19 protein-coding genes are annotated in these 18637 nt (G+C 72.6%); 6 read left to right on the plus strand and 13 right to left on the minus strand.

What is annotated here, in order from left to right; all coding sequences use genetic code 11:
* Positions 1-49: 49 nt before the first annotated feature.
* Complete coding sequence (locus J7E86_RS13485) at positions 50-307, minus strand: WhiB family transcriptional regulator (RefSeq protein ID WP_003953983.1); 258 nt, start codon at positions 305-307, stop codon at positions 50-52.
* 321 nt (positions 308-628) lie between these two features.
* Positions 629-1597, minus strand: coding sequence for a diacylglycerol kinase family protein (locus J7E86_RS13490; protein ID WP_215081873.1), 969 nt, complete (start codon positions 1595-1597; stop codon positions 629-631).
* 103 nt (positions 1598-1700) lie between these two features.
* Between J7E86_RS13490 and J7E86_RS13495 the strand changes: the two genes are divergently transcribed.
* A complete protein-coding gene (locus J7E86_RS13495; RefSeq protein WP_215081874.1) occupies positions 1701-2183 on the plus strand; it encodes a hypothetical protein in 483 nt (160 codons plus the stop codon).
* A gap of 40 nt (positions 2184-2223) precedes the next feature.
* Here the strand turns inward: J7E86_RS13495 and J7E86_RS13500 are convergent, their stop codons facing one another.
* From J7E86_RS13500 to J7E86_RS13515, 4 genes are all read right to left on the minus strand, one after another.
* Positions 2224-3135 carry an RNA polymerase sigma factor SigF gene (locus J7E86_RS13500; RefSeq protein WP_215081918.1) on the minus strand — a complete coding sequence of 304 codons (912 nt, stop codon included), beginning with the start codon at positions 3133-3135 and terminating at the stop codon, positions 2224-2226.
* Between the two features lie 40 nt (positions 3136-3175).
* Entirely contained in the window at positions 3176-3589 is a 414-nt protein-coding gene (locus J7E86_RS13505; protein WP_030366270.1) for an anti-sigma regulatory factor, read from the minus strand.
* 208 nt (positions 3590-3797) lie between these two features.
* The gene (locus J7E86_RS13510) at positions 3798-4343 is read right to left on the minus strand and encodes a GNAT family N-acetyltransferase (RefSeq protein ID WP_215081875.1); all 546 of its coding nucleotides are present in this window, start codon (positions 4341-4343) and stop codon (positions 3798-3800) included.
* A 76-nt stretch (positions 4344-4419) separates the two neighbouring features.
* Positions 4420-4680 carry a UBP-type zinc finger domain-containing protein gene (locus J7E86_RS13515; protein ID WP_215081876.1) on the minus strand — a complete coding sequence of 87 codons (261 nt, stop codon included), beginning with the start codon at positions 4678-4680 and terminating at the stop codon, positions 4420-4422.
* A 49-nt stretch (positions 4681-4729) separates the two neighbouring features.
* Between J7E86_RS13515 and J7E86_RS13520 the strand changes: the two genes are divergently transcribed.
* Positions 4730-6325 carry a Na+/H+ antiporter gene (locus J7E86_RS13520; protein ID WP_215081877.1) on the plus strand — a complete coding sequence of 532 codons (1596 nt, stop codon included), beginning with the start codon at positions 4730-4732 and terminating at the stop codon, positions 6323-6325.
* Positions 6326-6344: 19 nt separating this feature from the next.
* Here J7E86_RS13520 and J7E86_RS13525 read toward each other — a convergent pair whose 3' ends face one another.
* Entirely contained in the window at positions 6345-7274 is a 930-nt protein-coding gene (locus tag J7E86_RS13525) for a 1-aminocyclopropane-1-carboxylate deaminase/D-cysteine desulfhydrase (protein ID WP_215081878.1), read from the minus strand.
* A gap of 22 nt (positions 7275-7296) precedes the next feature.
* Entirely contained in the window at positions 7297-7887 is a 591-nt protein-coding gene (locus J7E86_RS13530; protein WP_215081879.1) for an N-acetylmuramoyl-L-alanine amidase, read from the minus strand.
* A gap of 167 nt (positions 7888-8054) precedes the next feature.
* Between J7E86_RS13530 and J7E86_RS13535 the strand changes: the two genes are divergently transcribed.
* Both J7E86_RS13535 and J7E86_RS13540 read left to right on the plus strand, forming a co-directional pair.
* Positions 8055-8966: a glutaminase gene (locus tag J7E86_RS13535; RefSeq protein ID WP_215081880.1), complete on the plus strand. Its 912-nt coding sequence runs from the start codon at positions 8055-8057 to the stop codon at positions 8964-8966.
* A 230-nt stretch (positions 8967-9196) separates the two neighbouring features.
* Complete coding sequence (locus J7E86_RS13540; protein ID WP_215081881.1) at positions 9197-9403, plus strand: hypothetical protein; 207 nt, start codon at positions 9197-9199, stop codon at positions 9401-9403.
* A 192-nt stretch (positions 9404-9595) separates the two neighbouring features.
* Here the strand turns inward: J7E86_RS13540 and J7E86_RS13545 are convergent, their stop codons facing one another.
* From J7E86_RS13545 to tatA, 3 genes are all read right to left on the minus strand, one after another.
* Positions 9596-10534 (minus strand): beta-ketoacyl-ACP synthase III, encoded by a 939-nt coding sequence (locus J7E86_RS13545; protein WP_215081882.1) that lies wholly within the window; start codon positions 10532-10534, stop codon positions 9596-9598.
* Positions 10535-10704: 170 nt separating this feature from the next.
* Positions 10705-12075: an alkaline phosphatase gene (locus tag J7E86_RS13550; RefSeq protein WP_215081883.1), complete on the minus strand. Its 1371-nt coding sequence runs from the start codon at positions 12073-12075 to the stop codon at positions 10705-10707.
* Between the two features lie 94 nt (positions 12076-12169).
* Positions 12170-12355 carry a Sec-independent protein translocase subunit TatA gene (tatA, locus tag J7E86_RS13555; RefSeq protein WP_215081884.1) on the minus strand — a complete coding sequence of 62 codons (186 nt, stop codon included), beginning with the start codon at positions 12353-12355 and terminating at the stop codon, positions 12170-12172.
* A gap of 170 nt (positions 12356-12525) precedes the next feature.
* Between tatA and J7E86_RS13560 the strand changes: the two genes are divergently transcribed.
* Together J7E86_RS13560 and J7E86_RS13565 are read left to right on the plus strand one after the other, a co-directional pair.
* Positions 12526-14019, plus strand: coding sequence for an LCP family protein (locus J7E86_RS13560; RefSeq protein ID WP_215081885.1), 1494 nt, complete (start codon positions 12526-12528; stop codon positions 14017-14019).
* A gap of 150 nt (positions 14020-14169) precedes the next feature.
* Positions 14170-15537 (plus strand): hypothetical protein, encoded by a 1368-nt coding sequence (locus tag J7E86_RS13565; RefSeq protein ID WP_215081886.1) that lies wholly within the window; start codon positions 14170-14172, stop codon positions 15535-15537.
* Here the strand turns inward: J7E86_RS13565 and mgtA are convergent.
* Both mgtA and J7E86_RS13575 read right to left on the minus strand, forming a co-directional pair.
* Positions 15423-18167 carry a magnesium-translocating P-type ATPase gene (gene mgtA, locus J7E86_RS13570; protein WP_215081887.1) on the minus strand — a complete coding sequence of 915 codons (2745 nt, stop codon included), beginning with the start codon at positions 18165-18167 and terminating at the stop codon, positions 15423-15425. The genes J7E86_RS13565 and mgtA overlap by 115 nt on opposite strands.
* Complete coding sequence (locus J7E86_RS13575; RefSeq protein ID WP_308312582.1) at positions 18151-18522, minus strand: metalloregulator ArsR/SmtB family transcription factor; 372 nt, start codon at positions 18520-18522, stop codon at positions 18151-18153. The genes mgtA and J7E86_RS13575 overlap by 17 nt, the downstream gene beginning before the upstream one ends.
* Positions 18523-18637 lie beyond the last annotated feature (115 nt).

Genomic DNA, 18637 nt, shown 5'->3' on the forward strand with positions numbered 1-18637 from the left:
CGCATCCGGGGGTACTGCGCGCTGCGGCTCGGGGGCCGAGGGGTGTTCGTCAGGCGCTGGCGTTACGCGCCCGGTTGCGAGCGGCGCGGCGCTTCATGGCGCGGCGCTCGTCCTCGCTGAGGCCACCCCAGACGCCGGAGTCCTGGCCGGACTCGAGCGCCCACTGCAGGCACTGCTCCATGACGGGGCAGCGGCGGCAGACGGCCTTGGCTTCCTCGATCTGCAGCAGCGCAGGACCGGTGTTGCCGATGGGGAAGAAGAGCTCGGGGTCTTCCTCGCGGCAAACGGCGTTGTGACGCCAGTCCATGGCTGCTCCATCTCCTCGTTATTGCGGCTACGTTTGCTTGTGAATGTGAACGCTTTCACGAATCCCCCCGCAAGGGAAGGGCTGACTACCAGTCGGAACTGGGGCAGTCCAGGAAAAAGGGAGGGGGTTCGGGCTGAGTCGGGGAGCCTTGAAGAGCGGCCGTCCCGATCGCCATGAAGAGACTCGCAAACCTCGGCTGCGGATACAACCCCTTCTGGAAAGTTTTTTTTGATTCCTCGGTGTCGACTAGGTCACAGCCGTACTTCCAGGGGGTGGAACCCAGCCTAAACGTTCGAGTGGAAGGACTTTAGGCCCTAGCACTCACACAATCACACGCAGTGCACGGCGAACGCCTGTGAACGTCACGCTCCTGCGCAGTCCGAGGTGGTCACCGTCCATCTGGAAGGGCAGTGGGGCCTGCGAATGCAAGGTGAAGGCGGTCTGATCGTGCAGGGATACCGCGTGCTTTCCCTGGGGACCCCGCTCGGGGGTGGAGGTGAGCAGCTGGGTCACGTACCGGCCGGCCGTCACCGTGGACAGCTTGGTGAATCCCAGCACGTCAAGGGCGGTGTCGAAGGATGCCTGGGGTGACGCGTAGACCGGGCGGCTGCCCAGATAGGTCCACGGCGCGGTGTTGCAGATTATCGACATGACGAGATGGGCGATCGGCTCCTCGCCCGGCCGTTCGAGGGTGATCGTGCCGTGCCGGCGATTGGTCTCGCCGAGGAAATGGCGCATCACCTGTCGCACATACAGAGCGTGTGTCGAACGCTTGCCGCGCTCCCGCTGCTGCTCGACCCGGCCGATCACTCCGGCGTCGAATCCGAATCCGGCGCAGAAGGTGAACCAACGGGACGGCACGCCCTCGTCCTCCGTGCCCGGGGTGCCGGCCGCGAGTCCCAGCCCGACCGTACGTTCGGTGCCTTCGCGGAGCGCGTCCAGCAGGGCGCCGGTGGCCTCCACGACGTCGTTGGGCAGTCCGAGGGCACGGGCGAAGACGTTGGTGGAGCCGCCGGGGACCACGGCGAGCCGGGGCAGGCGCTCGGTGTCGGGGCCGTTGTGCAGCAGACCGTTGACGACCTCGTTGACGGTGCCGTCACCGCCCAGCGCCACCACCAGATCGGTGTTGCCGTCCTCCGCCGCCCGGCGCGCGAGGTCGCGGGCGTGCCCGCGGTACTCGGTGGTCGCGACCTCCAGCTTGAGATCGCTGGCGAGCGCGTGGACCAGGACATCACGAGTACGGGCACTGGTGGTGGTGGCCGAAGGGTTGACCACGAGGAGCGCGCGCATGCGCGCCAGCCTACCTACCTGTCGGTACACGCCCCATCCCCGGCCCGCCCCCGGCGGCCTGCGCCGCCCCCTCCCACGGTGCCCCTGCGGCTACCCTGCTGGGGTGAGCAGTAAGCAGTCCGCGTCGAAGACCCCCCGTAAGAGCGCCGCCGTCAGCGCCGAGCGACCGCCGCGCCCGGCCGCCGAGCCCGCCGGCCCCCGGCCGGCCCGGCTGACGGCCGCCGCGGCGCTGAGCGCCCTGGAGGGCGTCGCGCTGCTGGCCGCCGGGATCTATCTGCTGGTCATGGGCCTGCTGGGCAAGCCGGACAGCCCGCAGCAGGCCGAGACGGGCGGGCTGACCGTGCTGGCGCTGGCCGCGCTGCCGCTGATCGCGGCGCTCGGGCTGTGGCGGCTGCGGCGCTGGAGCCGCGGGCCCGCCATGATCACGCAGATCATGGCGCTGCCGGTGGCCTGGACGCTGTTCAACGCCGGCGGCGCGCTGATCGCCGCGGGCATCGCCCTCGCGCTGGTGGCCGTGGGCACGCTGGCCCTCCTGGTGAACCCCATGGCGACCGAGGCGCTCGGCATCGGCCCCCGGGAGGGCTGAGCGCCGCGGGCCCACGGGCCCGCGAGCGGCTCCTCCTCGGTCACTCCTCGATCAGGAGCCTGTCACGCAGCTGGGCGAGGGTGCGCGCCAGCAGCCGGGAGACGTGCATCTGGGAGATCCCGACCTCCTGGGCGATCTGCGACTGGGTCATGTTGCCGAAGAAGCGGAGCAGCAGGATCTTCTTCTCCCGCGGCGGCAGATCCTCCAGCAGGGGCTTGAGCGACTCGCGGTACTCCACGCCCTCCAGTGCCTCGTCCTCGGCGCCGAGCGTGTCGGCGACCGCCGGGGACTCGTCGTCGGTGTCCGGGACGTCCAGGGAGAGCGTGCTGTAGGCATTGGCGGACTCCAGGCCCTCCAGCACCTCCTCCTCGGAGATCCCCAGCTGCTCGGCCAGCTCGTGGACGGTGGGCGACCGGCCGTGCCGCTGGGAGAGCTCGGCCGTGGCGGTCGTCAGCGCCAGCCGCAGCTCCTGGAGCCGGCGGGGCACCCGCACCGCCCAGCCCTTGTCACGGAAGTGCCGCTTGATCTCGCCGACGACCGTGGGCGTGGCATACGTGGAGAACTCCACCCCGCGGTCGGGGTCGAAGCGGTCCACGGACTTGATCAGACCGATCGTGGCGACCTGGGTCAGATCGTCCAGCGGCTCACCGCGGTTGCGGAAGCGCCGCGCCAGGTGCTCCACCAGGGGCAGGTGCATCCGCACCAGGTGGTTGCGCAGCTCGGCGCGCTCGGGCGAGCCGTCCGGCAGCGTCCGCAGCTCGATGAACAGGGCCCGGGCACCGCTGCGGTCCTGCGCGGTGGGGTGCTGGTGCCACTGCTGATGCTGGTGCTGGTCCATGTGGTCCGCCCGCTCTGGTGGGTCGCCCGCCTCGCCCGGCGCCGGATTCACCGGCTCTCCCGAATCACCCGGAAGCGGGCGGGCATGCTGCTGCGGGATGGCCGGGGTACGCACTCCCCGCGGCGATGCAGTACTCACGGAGCCCCCTCTTCCGTCACGGCTGTCCGGGGCCGGCGCCGCGCTTCTTGTGCAGGCTGATGCTGACCGTACGGTCGTCCGCGACGGTCGAGTCGACCTCACCGGCCAGGGCGGAGAGCACCGTCCAGGCGAAGGTGTCGCGCTCGGGCGCGCGGCCGTCCGTCGTGGGCGCCGAGACCGTCACCCGCAGCGCGTCGCCCACCAGGCGGAACACACAGCTGAGGACGGAGCCGGGCACGGCCTGTTGCAGAAGGATCGCGCACGCCTCGTCGACGGCGATGCGCAAGTCCTCGATCTCGTCGAGGGTGAAGTCCAAGCGGGCCGCGAGGCCGGCAGTCGCCGTCCGCAGCACCGACAGGTAGGCACCCGCAGCGGGCAGCCGGACTTCCACGAAGTCCTGGGTCCCGGGCTCGCCTGCGATTGGGGACACCCTCACCTCCAAGGTGGCACAAGCTTCTTGAGCTGTTACGAGCGCCGGCCCCGCGCCCTGGGTGCCCTCCGGGTGGAGAGCGGCGCGGGCCGGTGCGGCACATGGTTCGGCTGCGACGCTATCGCGATCTGCGGTTCTGTGGAGCAACCCCACGGCTGTCACTCATGGTAAACCCATGAGCACGGACAGTGGCTAGGGGTGTGCGGTCTCAAATCGAAAGAGCGGTCGCCCTGTTGGGATTTTCGTCACTCTGCGCGAGCGCCGCAAGAGTGTGGAGCGGTTCTCCGGACATCCGTTGCACCGTCCATTCGTCCATCGGCTCGGCGCCGAGCGAGCGGTAGAAGGCGATCGAGGGGGCGTTCCAGTCCAGCACTGACCATTCGAAACGCTGGTAGCCGCGGTCCACGCAGATCCGCGCGAGCTCCGCGAGGAGCGCCCGGCCGTGACCGGCGCCGCGCGCCCGCGGCCGGACGTAGAGGTCCTCCAGATAGATACCGTGCGTACCCGTCCAGGTGGAGAAATTGCGGAACCAGACCGCGAAGCCGACCGGTTCGCCGGCCGTGCCCCCTTCACCCTCCGCGTTTTCGTCACTCTCCGCTATCAGCGCGAAGGCCGCCGGATCGCTCCCGAACAGCGCGTCCCGCAGCTGCTCCTCGGTCGCCCGCGCGTCCACCAGCGCCCGTTCGTACTCGGCGAGTTCGCGGACCATGGCATGGATGACGGGAACGTCGGCCGGAGTGGCGGGTCGGATCATGCGTGCATGCTAGCGGTCGGCGGTGACAGCGCTCCGGCAACCGGGGCGTCCGGTCCGCGGCCGGGAGGCCCGGACGTCAGACGAGCCGCTGGTCCTCGTAGCACCAGCGCCAGCTCTGACCTGGTTCGAAGCTGCGCATCACCGCGTGCCCGGACTCCTTGAAATGGCCGGTCGCGTGCTGGTACGGCGAGGAGTCGCAGCACCCGACGTGCCCGCATACCAGACACAGGCGCAACTGCACGGGATGGCTGCCGGCGGCCTCGCACTCCGGGCAGGTGACGTGCGACGGCACCGGCTCGGGGCGCGGCAGCTCGGGAAGATGCGGACACTCGCTCATGATTGCCAGGTTAGATCGCGCTGCCGAGGATGGAGACGGGCGGGGACCGATGGACGTGATGCCACTGCTGATGCTGGTCGCCGCCAGCGCCGCGATCGCCGGCGCGGCCCGGCGCACCCCCGTGCCCGCGCCCCTGCTGCTCGTCGCGGCCGGGCTCGTCGGCGCGTACGTACCGGGCGTGCCGGACTACACCCTCGACCCCGCCATCGTGCTGCCCCTGCTGCTCCCGCCGCTGCTGCACACGGCCGCGCTCGACAGCTCGTACCTCGATCTGCGGGCCAACATCCGGCCCGTCGCCCTGCTCTCGGTCGGCTACGTGCTGTTCGCGACGCTCGCCGTCGGCTACGTGGCGTACCTGGTGGTGCCCGGTCTGCCGCTGACCGCCGCCCTGGTGCTCGGCGCGGTGGTCGCCCCGCCGGACGCCGTCGCCGCCACCTCCATCGCGCGCCGCCTCGGCCTGCCCTCGCGGATCACCACGATCCTCCAGGGCGAGTCGCTGGTGAACGACGCGACCGCGATCACCGCCTTCAAGGTGGCGCTCGCGGCGGCGGTCGGCGAAGGCGCCACCTGGGGCGAGGGGCTGCGGGAGTTCGCGGTCGCCTCGCTCGGCGGCGTCGCGGTGGGGCTGGTCCTCATGGTGCCGCTGCACTGGCTGCGCAAGCACCTGCGCGAGCCGCTGCTCCAGAACACCCTCTCGCTCCTCATCCCCTTCGTCGCCTACGCCGCGGCCGAGGAGGTCGAGGCGTCCGGCGTGCTCGCCGTCGTGGTCGTCGGACTCTGGCTCGGACACCACTCCTGGCAGGTGGACTTCGCCACCCGCCTCCAGGAGGCGGCCGTGTGGAAGATGGTCGCCTTCGTCCTGGAGTCGGCCGTCTTCGCCCTCATCGGGCTCCAACTGCCCGTGGTCCTGCGCGGGCTGGGGCAGTACGGGCTGGGGGAGGCGGCCCTCGGCTACGCCACCGCGGTCTTCGCCGCCGTCGTGGCCGCCCGCTTCGTCTGGGTCTTCCCCGCGACGTTCCTGCCGCGCGCGCTCTCGCCCCGGATCCGCGAGCGCGAGCCCGACACGACGTGGAAGGCGCCGCTCGTCGTCGGCTGGGCCGGGATGCGCGGCGTCGTCTCCCTCGCCATCGCCTTCTCCATCCCCGAGACCACGCACAGCGGGGAGGCGTTCCCCGCCCGCAACCTCGTTCTCTTCCTCACCTTCAGCACCGTGATCGGCACGCTGGTCGTCCAGGGCCTCACGCTGCCCGCGCTGATCCGCCTGCTGCGGCTGCCCGCCCGCGACCAGGGCGCCGAGACGCTCGCCGAGGCGCAGGCCCAGAGCGAGGCGTCCACCGCCGCCGAGCGCCGCCTGGACGAACTCCTCACCGACGGGCGCAACGCGCTTCCGTCACCGCTGGCCGACCGCCTCCGTACGGTCATGGAACGCCGCCGCAACGCGGTGTGGGAACGGCTCGGGGCGGTCGACGAGACGACGGGGGAGTCGGCGGACGACGTCTACCGGCGGCTGGCGCGGGAGATGATCGGCGCGGAGCGGGAGGTGTTCGTGGCGCTGCGGGACGCTCGGCGCATCGATGACGAGATGCTGCGGACGCTGTTGCGGCGGCTGGACTTCGAGGAGGCGGCGGCTTATCGGGAGGAGTGAGGCCGGGGGCGGTTCCTTCTCAGCCCTTCGGCGCGGGCGCCCCCGTGATCACCGCCGCCACCGTCGTGCCCCTGGCGAACGCGCCCTCCTCCGTCAGGGTCGTCAGGCCGTGCAGCGCCTTGGCCACGTACAGCCGCTCCAGCGGCAGGCCGTGCCGGGCGGTGAAGTCGTCCGCGAAGGCGTCCAGCTCCGGGGTGGAGCGGGCGTAGCCGCCGCCGTGGAAGCGCTCGTCCAGCTGCCAGGAGCCGCACCGGCCGCCGAACGCCTCGCGTTGCAGCCGCTCGATCTCCGTGCCGAGGAACCCGCCCTTGAGCACGGGGAAGCCGATCGCCCGCTGGCCCTCGCCCAGGCCGGCCGCCAGGCCCGCGAGCGTGCCGCCCGTGCCGCAGGCGACGCCCACGACGTCCGCCATGCCGCGCAGCTCGTGGCCGAGCTCCGCGCAGCCGCGCGCGGCCGCCGCGTTGGACCCGCCCTCGGGCACGACGAAGCAGTCGTCGCCCGCCTCCGCGACCAGCTCGGCCAGGACCTCCGGCTCGGCCTTGCGGCGGTACAGCGCGCGGCTGACGAAGCGCAGCCGCATACCGTCCGCCACGCAGCGCGCCAGGGAGGGGTTGAGCGGCCGGTCCGCCAGCTCCTCGCCGCGTACGACGCCGACCGTGGCGAAGTCGAGCAGCCGGCCCGCGGCGGCGGTGGCGCGCAGGTGGTTGGAGTAGGCGCCGCCGAAGGTCAGCAGCGTGCGCCGGCCCGACCCGGCGGCGGCCCGCAGATTCGGCTCCAGCTTGCGCCACTTGTTGCCCGGAAGCCGCGGGTGTATCAGGTCGTCCCGTTTGAGCAGCAGTCGTACGCCGTGCCGGGTGAACCGTTCGTCCGGCAGTTCCACGAGCGGGGACGGCAGCCGGGGCCGCAGCGCGGCGAGCGCGTCGGTGTCGGCGGGGAGGTCGCTGGTCACGTCTCTATTGTCATCTCTGTGGTCACTTGAGCCGGTCCCGGACCCGTTCGCGCAGCCACTCCATGGAGAAGCCGACCGGGTCGAGCTTGCCGGGGCGCCATTCGAGGTGGCCGATCACGGACCGCTCGCTCCAGCCGTGGAAGCGGCAGATCGCGGCCGCCACCTGCTCGATGGCCAGCAGCTGCTCCTCCGGCCAGGGGTCCTGGCCGTCGCCGCGGTTGACGCACTCGAAGCCGTAGAAGTGGACATTGCCGTCGGTGTCCGCCCAGCGGACGGGCGGTAGCCGCTTCTCGGCGATCACCGCCCGCAGGACGTCGCCGTCACCGCCCCCGGCGTGGTTGGCGCGCCCGCAGCCGACGAGGTGGATCACGCCGTCCTTGGCGATGACGCCGTGTCCGAGGGGGCCGGGCAGCTCGTCGTAGCCGTTCCAGCACAGCCGTACGGTGCTGTCGGTGCCGGAGGACGCGGTGTGGTGGATCAGGACGCCGTTGACCGGGCCCCAGGGGCCGTGTCCGTCGCGGTTGTGGCTCCGCCAGCCGTCGACCTCGACGACGGTGGCGCCTTCGCGTCTGAGCGCGGCGAGGAACTCGTTCGCGGACATGGGAGGTGCCATGCCGCCCTCCTTGCGAAATCGCGTGGCATACGCCGGACGCGTAGGCCGAATGACCCTCTTTTACCCAAAAGTTCGCAGGTGGGCCGGGCGTTCGGATATCGTGCGAGCCGATTCGGCCTCAGGTCGAAAATCTCATCGTCGACACAGAAGCGCGAGACTGAAGGACAGTGGATTACGAGGCCGTTCTCGAAGAGGTCGCCGCGTTCGCGCGGCCGCTGGTCGGTCGTGGTCAGGTGGCCGACTACATCCCGGCCCTGGCCGGCGTGGACACCGGTCACTTCGGCATGGCGGTCGCCGACGTCGACGGCGGGGTGTACGGGGTGGGCGACTGGGAACGGCCGTTCTCCGTGCAGTCCATCTCCAAGGCGTTCAGTCTCGCGCTCGTCCTGGCGGAGGGCGGCGGGCGGATCTGGGAACGGGTCGGAACAGAACCGTCCGGAAATCCCTTCAACTCCCTGGTGCAGCTCGAATACGAGAACGGCATCCCCCGCAACCCCTTCATCAACGCGGGCGCCCTCGTCGTGACCGACCGGCTCCAGACGCTGACCGGCGACGCCAGCACGACCATGCTGGAGTTCCTGCGCGCGGAGAGTGGCAACCCCACCGTCGCCTTCGACCCGGCGGTCGCCGCCTCCGAGACCGAACACGGCGACCGCAACGCCGCCCTCGCCCACTTCATGGCGAGCTACGGCAACCTCGACAACCCCGTCCCCACGGTCCTGGAGCACTACTTCTGGCAGTGCTCAATCGAGATGAGCTGCCGCGACCTCGCCCTGGCGAGCGGCTTCCTGGCCCGCCACGGCCTGCGCGCCGACGGCACGCGGCTGCTGCCGCGGCGGGAGGCCAAGCAGGTCAACGCGGTGATGCTCACCTGCGGCACGTACGACGCCGCCGGGGACTTCGCCTACCGGGTGGGGCTGCCGGGCAAGAGCGGCGTCGGCGGCGGCATCGTGGCGGTCATACCGGGACGCTGCACGCTGTGCGTGTGGAGTCCGGGGCTGGACGCGCGGGGGAATTCGGTGGCGGGCGTGGCGGCGTTGGATCACTTCACGACGCTTACCGGGTGGTCGGTGTTCTGAGGGTGCGCTCGGGGTGCGGCCGGGGGTCCGGGGGGTGTCCCCCGGGGGAGCGCCGTACGACGCTGACCGGGTGGTCGGTGTTCTGAGGTGCGCTCGGGGTGCGGCCGGGGGTCCGGGGGGTGTCCCCCGGGGGAGCGCCGTACGACGCTTACCGGGTGGTCGGTGTTCTGAGGGTTCGGGGGCGGGAGGCGGGGTGGCGGGGCGCCGTCTCGTATCGCATGGTGGTGCTCATGGAGCATGTGCTGCGGGCGGAGTACGAGGACGGGTCGGGCGGCGAGGTGAGGATCTGGCACGTTGTCCGGCAGGACGAGACGGCGGCGATGTGCGGGCGGGAGCTGGCCGACGACGCGGCGACTCGCTCCGCGGAGGAGTGGGGGAGCTCGGGGCTTCCCTTGTGTCACTCCTGTGGGGCGCTGTATCTGCGGGAGGTGCCGTAGGCAGTCGGGTGAGTGGTTGATCTTTCCCCGACCCGCCCCTTCCCGAACCGGGGCTCCGCCCCCGGGCCCCGGTGTCCTCAAGCGCCGGACAGGCTGGATTCCCGGGGCTCCGCCCCGGACCCCGGTCCTCAAACGCCGGACGGGCTGGGTGTGCCGGACACCGCGCGGTAGCGCGGAAAAGGCCCGCCCCAGCTAAGGGCAGCGGATGACCTGACCCGCGTACGACAGGTTCCCGCCGAAGCCGAAGAGCAGGATCGGCGCGCCGGAGGCGACCTCTCCCCGGGACACCAGTTTCGACAAGGCGAGCGGAATGCTCGCCGCCGACGTGTTGCCGGACTCCGTCACATCCGTGGCGATCACCGCGTTGACCGCGCCCAGCTTCCGCGCGACCGGTTCGATGATGCGGAGATTGGCCTGATGCAGGACGACGGCCGCCAGGTCCTCCGGGAGGACGCCGGCGCGCTCGCAGACCTGGCGGGCGATCGGCGGCAGCTGCGTCGTGGCCCAGCGGTAGACGGCCTGGCCCTCCTGCGCGAAGCGGGACGGGGTGCCCTCGATCCGGACGGCGTGGCCCATGGTGGGGACCGAGCCCCAGATCACGGGGCCGATCTCCGGCTCGGCGCAGGCCGTGATCACCGCGGCGCCCGCGCCGTCACCGACCAGGACGCAGGTGGAGCGGTCGGTCCAGTCCGCGACGGAGGTGAACTTCTCCACGCCGATGACCAGCGCGTTCCTCGCGGATCCGGCGCGGATCGCGTGGTCGGCGCTCGCGAGGGCGTGGGTGAAGCCGGCGCAGACGACGTTGAGGTCCATGACGGCGGGGGAGGGCAGGCCCAGCTCGGCGGCGACGCGGGCGGCCGTGTTCGGGCTGCGGTCGACGGCCGTGCAGGTGGCGACCAGCACGAGGTCGATGTCCTCGGGCGCGAGACCGCTGTTCGCGAGCGCCTTGGCGGCGGCCTGGCCGGCCATCGAGGCGACGTTCTCGTCGGGCTCGGCGATCCGGCGCGTACGGATGCCGACCCGGGAACGGATCCACTCGTCGCTGGTGTCGACCATCGTGGCCAGCTCGTCGTTGGTCAGCACCCTGGCCGGCTGGTAGTGGCCGAGGGCGAGTACACGGGACCCGGTCATCGGCGGCTCCTCCTGCGCGGGCGGACGGTGGTGTACGGGACGGAACCCAAGTCTTGACGGTGCGCGGCCCGCGAGCGGGTATGTGATTCACCAATCTTCCGGCCCGATAACTGGCACAAACCTCAGGGCCCGGCCGCACCGGCGGCCGGGCCCACCCCCTCAGGCCGGTGTCAGCGCAGCGCGAGCGCCGAGCGGATCGTGGTGAAGAGCTGGGTCTGGTCGGTGACGCCGAGGACCCGCTCCGCCTGCGGACCCTGCGCCGCGATGCGCACCTGGGTGCCGGTGTGCTCCTGCGGCTGGCCGGGCGTGTTGGTGGAGTAGTTCACCTTGAGCTTCTGGCCCTCGTCGGTCACGAGCGTCGAGGACAGCCCGGGCGGCGTCGCCTCCAGCGGCACGATCTGGCTGGTGTGGCCGTGGTCGGCGGTGGTGACCACCAGGGTGTCGGGGTGCGCGGCGGCGTAGGCGCGGGCCACCTTCACGGCGCGGTCCAGGGCCGCGGTCTCGCCGATCTGGCCGCAGGGGTCCGCCGCGTGGTCGCGCTTGTCGATCGAGGCGCCCTCGACCTGGAGGAAGAAGCCCTTCTTGGAGCCCTTCTGCTTGGCCTCCAGCAGCTGGAGGGCCTTGCGGGTCTGGTCGTCCAGGCTCGGCGTGCCGGCCTTGCGCTCCGGGTTGGCCGTCACGCAGCGCTGTGCGTCCGTACCGCCCTGGGCGGCGGCCTTGCCGGTCCACTCGACGGGGACGTTGCCGGGCGCGAAGAGGCCGAGCACGGGCTTGCCGGCGCGGGCGGACTTCAGGCCCTTGTCGTCGGTCACGACGTCGTAGCCGAGCTTGCGCGCCTGCTCGGTCACGGTCAGGCCCTTGTAGCGGCCCTCGGTGATCTTCTGGTCGAAGCGGGCCTTGCCGCCGCCGAGGAGCACGTCCACCTTGTGGCCGACGCTCTGCTCGGCGATGGAGCCGGGGCCGCCCTTGGCGATCGTGTCGTTCGGGCATGCCTTCATGTCGGCCGGGCCGGCGCAGCTGCGGTCGGTGGCGTGCGAGGCGAGGACGGCCGGGGTGGCGTCGGTGAGCTCGGCCGTGGTGACGCTGCCGGTAGCCAGGCCGTTGCGCTGCGCCAGCTCCAGGATCGTCGTCATCGGCTTGTCGGTGCCGGGCGACTTGGATATGCGGCCGTTGACGGTCTTCTGCCCGGTGGCCCAGCCGGTGCCGCTGGCCGCGGAGTCGGTGACGTAGTCCGGCTTGCCGTCCTTGTCGACGGAGTACGTGGTGTACGCACCGGTCAGCGGGAACTTGTCCATGTTCAGCCGGCCGGCGGCGCCCACGGTGTAGTCGCGGGCCAGGGTGATCTCCGAGTCGCCCATGCCGTCACCGATGAGCAGGATGACGTTCTTGGCCTTCTTGGCGCCGTGGCCCGCGCTGAGCGCGGGGACGTCCGACGCGCCGCCCGACTCCGACGCGACGGCCACCGCGGGCACCGCGATCCCGGCGACGAGCAGTGCGGCGGCGCCCCAGGCGAGACGGCGCCGGTACGGACGAGAACCCATGGTGTTTCCTCCTCATCGGCCGGGCGGGATGCCCGGCCGGACGAAGCTCACCAGGGGTGGGTGTACGGCGGGGGACGGGCGGGTGACCTCAAGGTCACCGGGGGCTGTCGACGGGACTCGACGTGTCGTCGGCCTTCAGCGCCCTGGCCTCGCTCTTGAGGATGCGCATCGACCTGCCCAGCGACCGGGCGGTGTCCGGCAGGCGCTTGGAGCCGAACAGGACGACCACGACGAGCACCACCACGAGGATGTGCCAGGGCTCCAGGGCGTTGCGCAGCATGACGGTCTTCTCTCTCTCACGGGCATCCCGCGGCTCCCCGCGGGTTTGCTCTTCTCCCGGCTGGTGACCCACCATACTTGCCAGTTTGCGCAACTGGACAACCAAAGGTGCCGCTCGTCCGTCTTTCCGGGCGACAGGCACGGACCGGGGGAGTAGATGAGGGCTCGTAGATGACTGGCACCCGAGGCAAGCGCGCGCACCACCGGGTGCGGACCCCTGCCATCGTCGTCGTGGCATTCCTGGTGCTGCTGACCACCGGCGCCGGCTGGCTCTACCTCAAGCTCAACGGCAACATCAGCACCTTCGACGCGGGCGGCCTCTCCGACGACCGCCCCGGTGCCGGCGTCGCCGGGCAGAACGTCCTGGTCATCGGCTCGGACTCGCGCGCCGGCGGCAACAGCGGGCTCGGCGGCGGCGAGGGGGACGTGGGCCGCTCGGACACCGCCTTCCTGCTGCACGTCTACGGCGACCGCAAGCACGCCATCGGCGTCTCGATCCCCCGGGACACCCTCGTGGACATCCCGCCGTGCAAGCTGCCCGACGGCGGCTGGACGGCCGGCCGGACGCGGGCGATGTTCAACTCCGCCTTCTCCGTGGGTGAATCGGCCAAGGGCAATCCGGCCTGCACGCAGAACACCGTCGAGAAACTCACGGGCCTGCGCGTCGACCACACGATCGTCGTCGACTTCGAGGGCTTCTCCTCGATGACCTCGGCGGTGGGCGGCGTCCAGGTGTGCGTGCCCAAGGACGTCTACCAGGGCGACCTCAACCCCAACCTCGGCTCGCGCGGCGACCTGCTCTTCCCCAAGGGGCAGCAGAGCGTCTCCGGGCAGAAGGCGCTGGACTACGTGCGCGTACGGCACGGGCTCGGCGACGGCTCCGACATAGGGCGCATCCAGCGGCAGCAGGCGTTCGTCTCCGGCATGATCAAGAAGGTGCGGTCGCAGGGCTTCAACCCGACCACCCTGCTGCCGCTCGCCGACGCGGCCACCAAGTCGCTGACCGTCGACCCCGGACTCGGCTCGGCCGACAAGCTGCTCTCCTTCGCGATGTCCCTGAAGAACATCGACCTGCACGACATCAAGTTCATCACCGTCCCCTGGCGTTACGAGGGCGACCGGGTCGACATCATCCGGCCCGAGGCCGACGCGCTGTGGGCCTCGCTCAAGGCCGACCGCACGCTCGACGGCCGGGACGCCGGGAAGAAGACGGGGAAGCCAGGCGGCGGGGACGGCCGGCCGAGCGCGGCGGCCGCCCAGGCGGACACCCCCGTCGCCGGCGGCGGGGCACGCGTCTCCGTCGTCAACGGCACCACCGTCACGGGCCTCGCCGCCCGCGCCGCCACCGCCCTGAAGGACCACGGCTTCACCGTCACCGGCGCCACGACCGCCGACGACCAGGACCAGTCCACCACCGTGATCACCTTCGGCCCCGGTCAGGCGGACCGCGCCCGCGCCCTGACGCGGCTCTTCCCCGGCGCGTACGTACGGGGCGACGCCGCGGACGGCATCAAGGTCACGCTCGGGCGCGACTACGCCGACGAGCCCTCGGCACCGCCCTCCCCAAGCCCTTCCGCCGCCACGCCCGGCACGCTCTCCTCCGACGTCACCGGCACCGCCCGGTCGGCCGACGACGACCCCTGCGCCAATCTCTCGTACGGCTGACCGAGTGAGCGGCCGCACGGAAGGGCAAGGGAAGGGCACCGAGGAACAAGGGAACAGCGTGTCTGATTCATCCGTTTTCGTGGTAGGCGCAGAGTGAGTCACGTGATTCCCCTGAGCCGGCCGAGCAGTCCTTCCGCGAGGAGTACCGCCATGTCCGCCAATCCCCGGGCGCTGCCCAGGCCGCTGCTGGCCCTGATCGCCGCCCTCATCGCGTTGGCCGGCGCGGCGGTGTTCTCCCCGGCCGCGCACGCCGACACCACCACCGCCACCGGACTCGACGCGGCCGCCGACACGCTCAGGAAGGGCCCCGTCTACGTCGACCCCAGGGCCTCCGCGCAGCTGCCGGACCCCGACGCCCAGACCTTGGCGAAGAAGATCAGGGACGCGGGCAAGCCGGTCTTCGTGGTGATCGTGCCCGCCACCGACGACTACCCCAAGGCGACGGTCTTCCAGGACCTGCGGACCAAGGTCGGCATCGCCGGCGTCTACGTCATCCACCGCGGTGACGAGTTCTCCGCGCGCGCCGACCGCAAGGTGATGTCCGGCGACGCCGTCCGCAACCTCGTCGGATCCGTCCAGCGCTCCGGCGGCGACGCCAAGGCACAGGTCAACAGCTTCGTCGACCAGGCCGACCGGCAGGCCAGGGGTCAGGAGCCCGGCTCCTGGGGCGGCGAGTCCGGATCCGGCGTCTCGACGACCGGGCTGATCACGGGCGGCGCGATCGTCGTCGCCGGCGGCGCGGGCGCGTACGCCCTCTACCGGCGGAGCAGGAAGCGCCGGGAGGAGCGCGAGCGCGCCGAGCTGGACGCCCTGCGCGTGGTCGTCGACGAGGACATCACCGCCTTCGGCGAGGAGCTCGACCGGCTCGACTTCTCCCCCTCCGAGCCCGGCGCCGACGACGCGATGCGGAAGGACTACGAGGAGTCGCTCGACGCCTACGAGGACGCCAAGTCCAGGATGGCCGCCGCGTCCAGGCCGGAGGAGGTGACGGGCGTGACCGAGACCTTGGACAAGGGCCGCTTCGCCCTCGCCACCCTCGCCGCCCGCCGCACCGGCTCCCCGCTGCCCGAGCGGCGCATGCCCTGCTTCTTCGACCCGCGCCACGGCCCGTCCGTCCAGGACGTGGAGTGGGCGCCCCCGGGCGGCGCGCCCCGCACCGTACCGGCGTGCGCGGCCGACGCGGCCCGGCTGGCCGACGGCCAGGAGCCGATGTCCCGCACGGTCCAGACGGCGGGCGGCCCCCAGCCGTACTGGAACGCCGGGCCCGCCTACGCCCCCTGGGCCGGCGGCTACTTCGGCGGCGGCCTGCTGCCCGGGCTGCTCGTGGGCACGATGCTGGGCGGCATGCTCGGCGGGCCCGCGTACGCGGCGTCGCCCGGGGACACCGGCCCGGACGGCGGCGACTACACCGGGTCCGACTTCAACTCCGACGACTTCTCCGGCGGTGGCGGCTGGGGCGACGGCGGCGGGTTCGGGGACGGCGGAGGCGGGAGCGACTTCGGGGGCGGCGGCTGGTGACGCCGGGCCGCGGCCGCCAGCCCCGCGCCGTACAGCCCCAGCACCACCGCCAGCAGACCGGAACAGAGCGGCGGCGGTACGGCCATCCCCAGGGCGGGCCCCAGAGGTGACAGCGGCAGCAGCACCCCCACCACCGCCAGCGCCGCCGCCGCGGCCCGGATCGCCCGGGGCGCGCGGCGGACCGCCCTTCCCGGCCGCAGCAGCAGGATCACCAGCGCCTGCGTCAGCAGGTTCTCCGTGAACCACCCGGCGTGGAACACCTCCTCGGCCGGGCCCCGCACCGTCAGCGCCAGCACCCCGAAGGTCGCCAGGTCCGCGACGGCGTTCAGCAGGCCGAAGACCGTCACGAAGCGCAGGAGCGCGCGCGGCCGCAGCACCGCCGGGCGCCGGTGCGCCGACGCCTCCGGGCGGTCGAAGGCGAGGGCGAGCTGGGCGGCGTCGAAGCACAGATTCTGTACGAGCACCTGGGCCGGCAGCATCGGCAGGAACGGCAGCAGCAGCCCGGCCACCAGCATCGCGATGACGTTGCCGAGGTTGGAGGAGAGCGTGATCCGCAGGTAGGAGGCGATGTTCCCGGTGCTGCGCCGCCCGGCGACGATCGCCCGGTCCAGGGCCGTCAGGTCCTTCGAGGCGAGCACCACATCGGCCGCCTCCCGCGCCACGTCCACGCCCTCCCGCGGGCAGATCCCCACGTCGGCGGAGCCCAGCGCCGCCAGGTCATTGACACCGTCGCCCAGGAACCCGGTGGTGCGGCCGCCGGCCCGCAGGGCCCGGACGACCCGGGCCTTGTGCTCGGGCGCGCACCGCGCGAAGACCGTGGTGCGGGCGGCCAGGCGGGCCAGCTCCGGCTCCGCCAGGCAGTCGATCCGGTCGCCGGTGACGACCTCACCCGGCTCCAGGCCCAGGTCGCGGCAGGCGCGGGCGGCGGTGCCGGGGTGGTCGCCGGTGAGGACCTTGACGGTGACGCCCCGCCGCGCGAGCACGGTCAGCGCCTCGGCTGCGGTGGGCGCGAGGGCGTCGCGCAGCCCCACGAAGCCGACGAACGTCAGGTCACGCTCGTCGGCGGGGGTGTACGGGCGGGAGCGGGCCGGGCGCTCGGCGCGGGCGACGGCCAGGACCCGCAGCCCGTCCGCCGCGAGCCCGTCCGCGCGGCGGACCAGCCGCGCGCGGTCACCGTCGGCCAGGGCACAGAGCGCCAGGACGTCCTCGGGGGCGCCCTTGACGACCAGGGTGTGGCCACCGCGGGGCGCGCGGGCGCTGTCGAGGGCGCGCACGTTGCCGTACGAGCCGGCGCCGGGCCTGGACACGACGGCGGTGGCGAGCCGGCGGCCGGGGCCGTAGGGGAGCGCGGCGACGCCGTCGAGGCCGGCGGTGTCGTCGTCCGGTGCCTCGGCCGCCGCCTCGTCCGCGTCGAGGATCGCCTCGTCCAGCGCGTCCGGAGCGGGCAGTTCCGCCAGGTGCAGCGTCCACAGGGCGTTGACGGCGGCCCACCGCAGGACGGCCGGATCGTCCCGGCCGTCGGCGTCCACGGCGCACGCGACGACGGGCCGGTCCCGGGTGAGGGTGCCGGTCTTGTCCACGCAGAGCACGTCGATCGCGCCGAGGTCGTGCAGGGCGGGCAGCCGCCGGACGACGGCCTCGCCGCCACGCGCGAGCAGCGCGGCACCCCGCGCCAGCACGGTCGTCACCACGACCGGCAGCATCTCGGGCGTGAGCCCGACCGCCACCGCCACGGCGAACGGCAGCGTCTCCACACCGCGCCCGCGCAGCAGGGCACCGGCGACGAGGACGAGCGGCGCGGTGCACAGCATGAACCGCACGAGCGTCCAGGCGATGCCGTTCACCGACCGCTCGAACGGCCGCGGCAGGCGCCGCTGTTCCGCCCCGCCGCGCGGGAGCGCGCCGGAGAGGACGGTGCCGGCGCCGGTGGCGGTCACCACGCCGACACCCGTGCCGGAGACCACGCCACTGCCCTGGAGACAGAGATCGGGGCGGGTGAGGGCGTCGTACGGGCCGGTGGCCGCGATGTCGCCGGCCCCACCGGCCGGTGCCTGCGCCGCCGTCTTCGTCACCGGTGCCGACTCGCCGGTCAGCGCCGCCTCGTGCACCGTCAGCCCCGTGGCCCGTAGCAGGCGCAGGTCGGCCGGGACCAGGTCGCCGGGGGCGAGGAGGACGACATCGCCCGGTACGAGCTGGTCCACGGGCAGTTCGCGGGCCGTCGGCGGCGAGGTCTCCGTGGCGCGGCGGCGCACCGTGGCGGTGGCGGCGACCAGGTCTCGCAGCCCGGCGGCCGCCCGGTCGGCGCGGTGCTCACCGGTGGCCCGCAGGACACAGCTGACCGTGACCAGGACCGCGATGACACAGGCCGTGCCCCAGCCGGCCACCGCCGCCGAGACCAGGCCCAGGCAGAGCAGGACGGCGGTGAAGGGGTCACGGAGACCACGGGCGAGGCGGCGCGGCCAGGGTGCGGGGCGGCGGCCGGGGAAGGTGTTCTCGCCGTACCGGGCCAGCCGCTCCTCGGCCCGTTCCTCCACCAGTCCGCGCGGTCCGCTCTCCAGCGCGCGCAGGACTTCCAGGGTCGTGCCGTCCGCGACCGGTCGCGCGGCGGACCCCTCAGGCGCCCAGACCACGCAGGCGCCCGGAACCGGCGACGGCTCCGGTACCGGCCTTGCGGTCGGCGAGCTGGCCGACCATGAGTCGGACGATCGTCACGACGTCCGGATCGTCCACCAGGTACACCACGCGACGCCCCTCGCGGCGCGACCGCACCAGCCCCGCGAGCTTCAGCTTCGCCAGGTGCTGGCTGATCGCGGGCAGCGCGCCGCCCACCCGCTCGGCGAGTCCGCTGACGTCGCTCTCCCCCTGCGCCAGGGCCCATACGAGGTGCAGGCGGGCCGAGGAGGCGAGCAGCCCGAACGCGGCGGCGGCCTCGGACAGCACCTCGGCCGAGGGGTCGTCGAAACCCTCGTCGAAGCCCTGGTCGATGCCCCCGGGGAAGCCCTCGACGCTCCCGACACCTGCGGCCACTGTCGCTCTCCTGTCCCAGTCGGGCATTCCCTGCGCCCGCGCACGACCAGTCTAGGCACGCTCCGGGGGCGGA

It is taken from the genome of Streptomyces sp. ISL-11 (assembly GCF_018614525.1).
Taxonomy (GTDB): Bacteria; Actinomycetota; Actinomycetes; order Streptomycetales; family Streptomycetaceae; genus Streptomyces.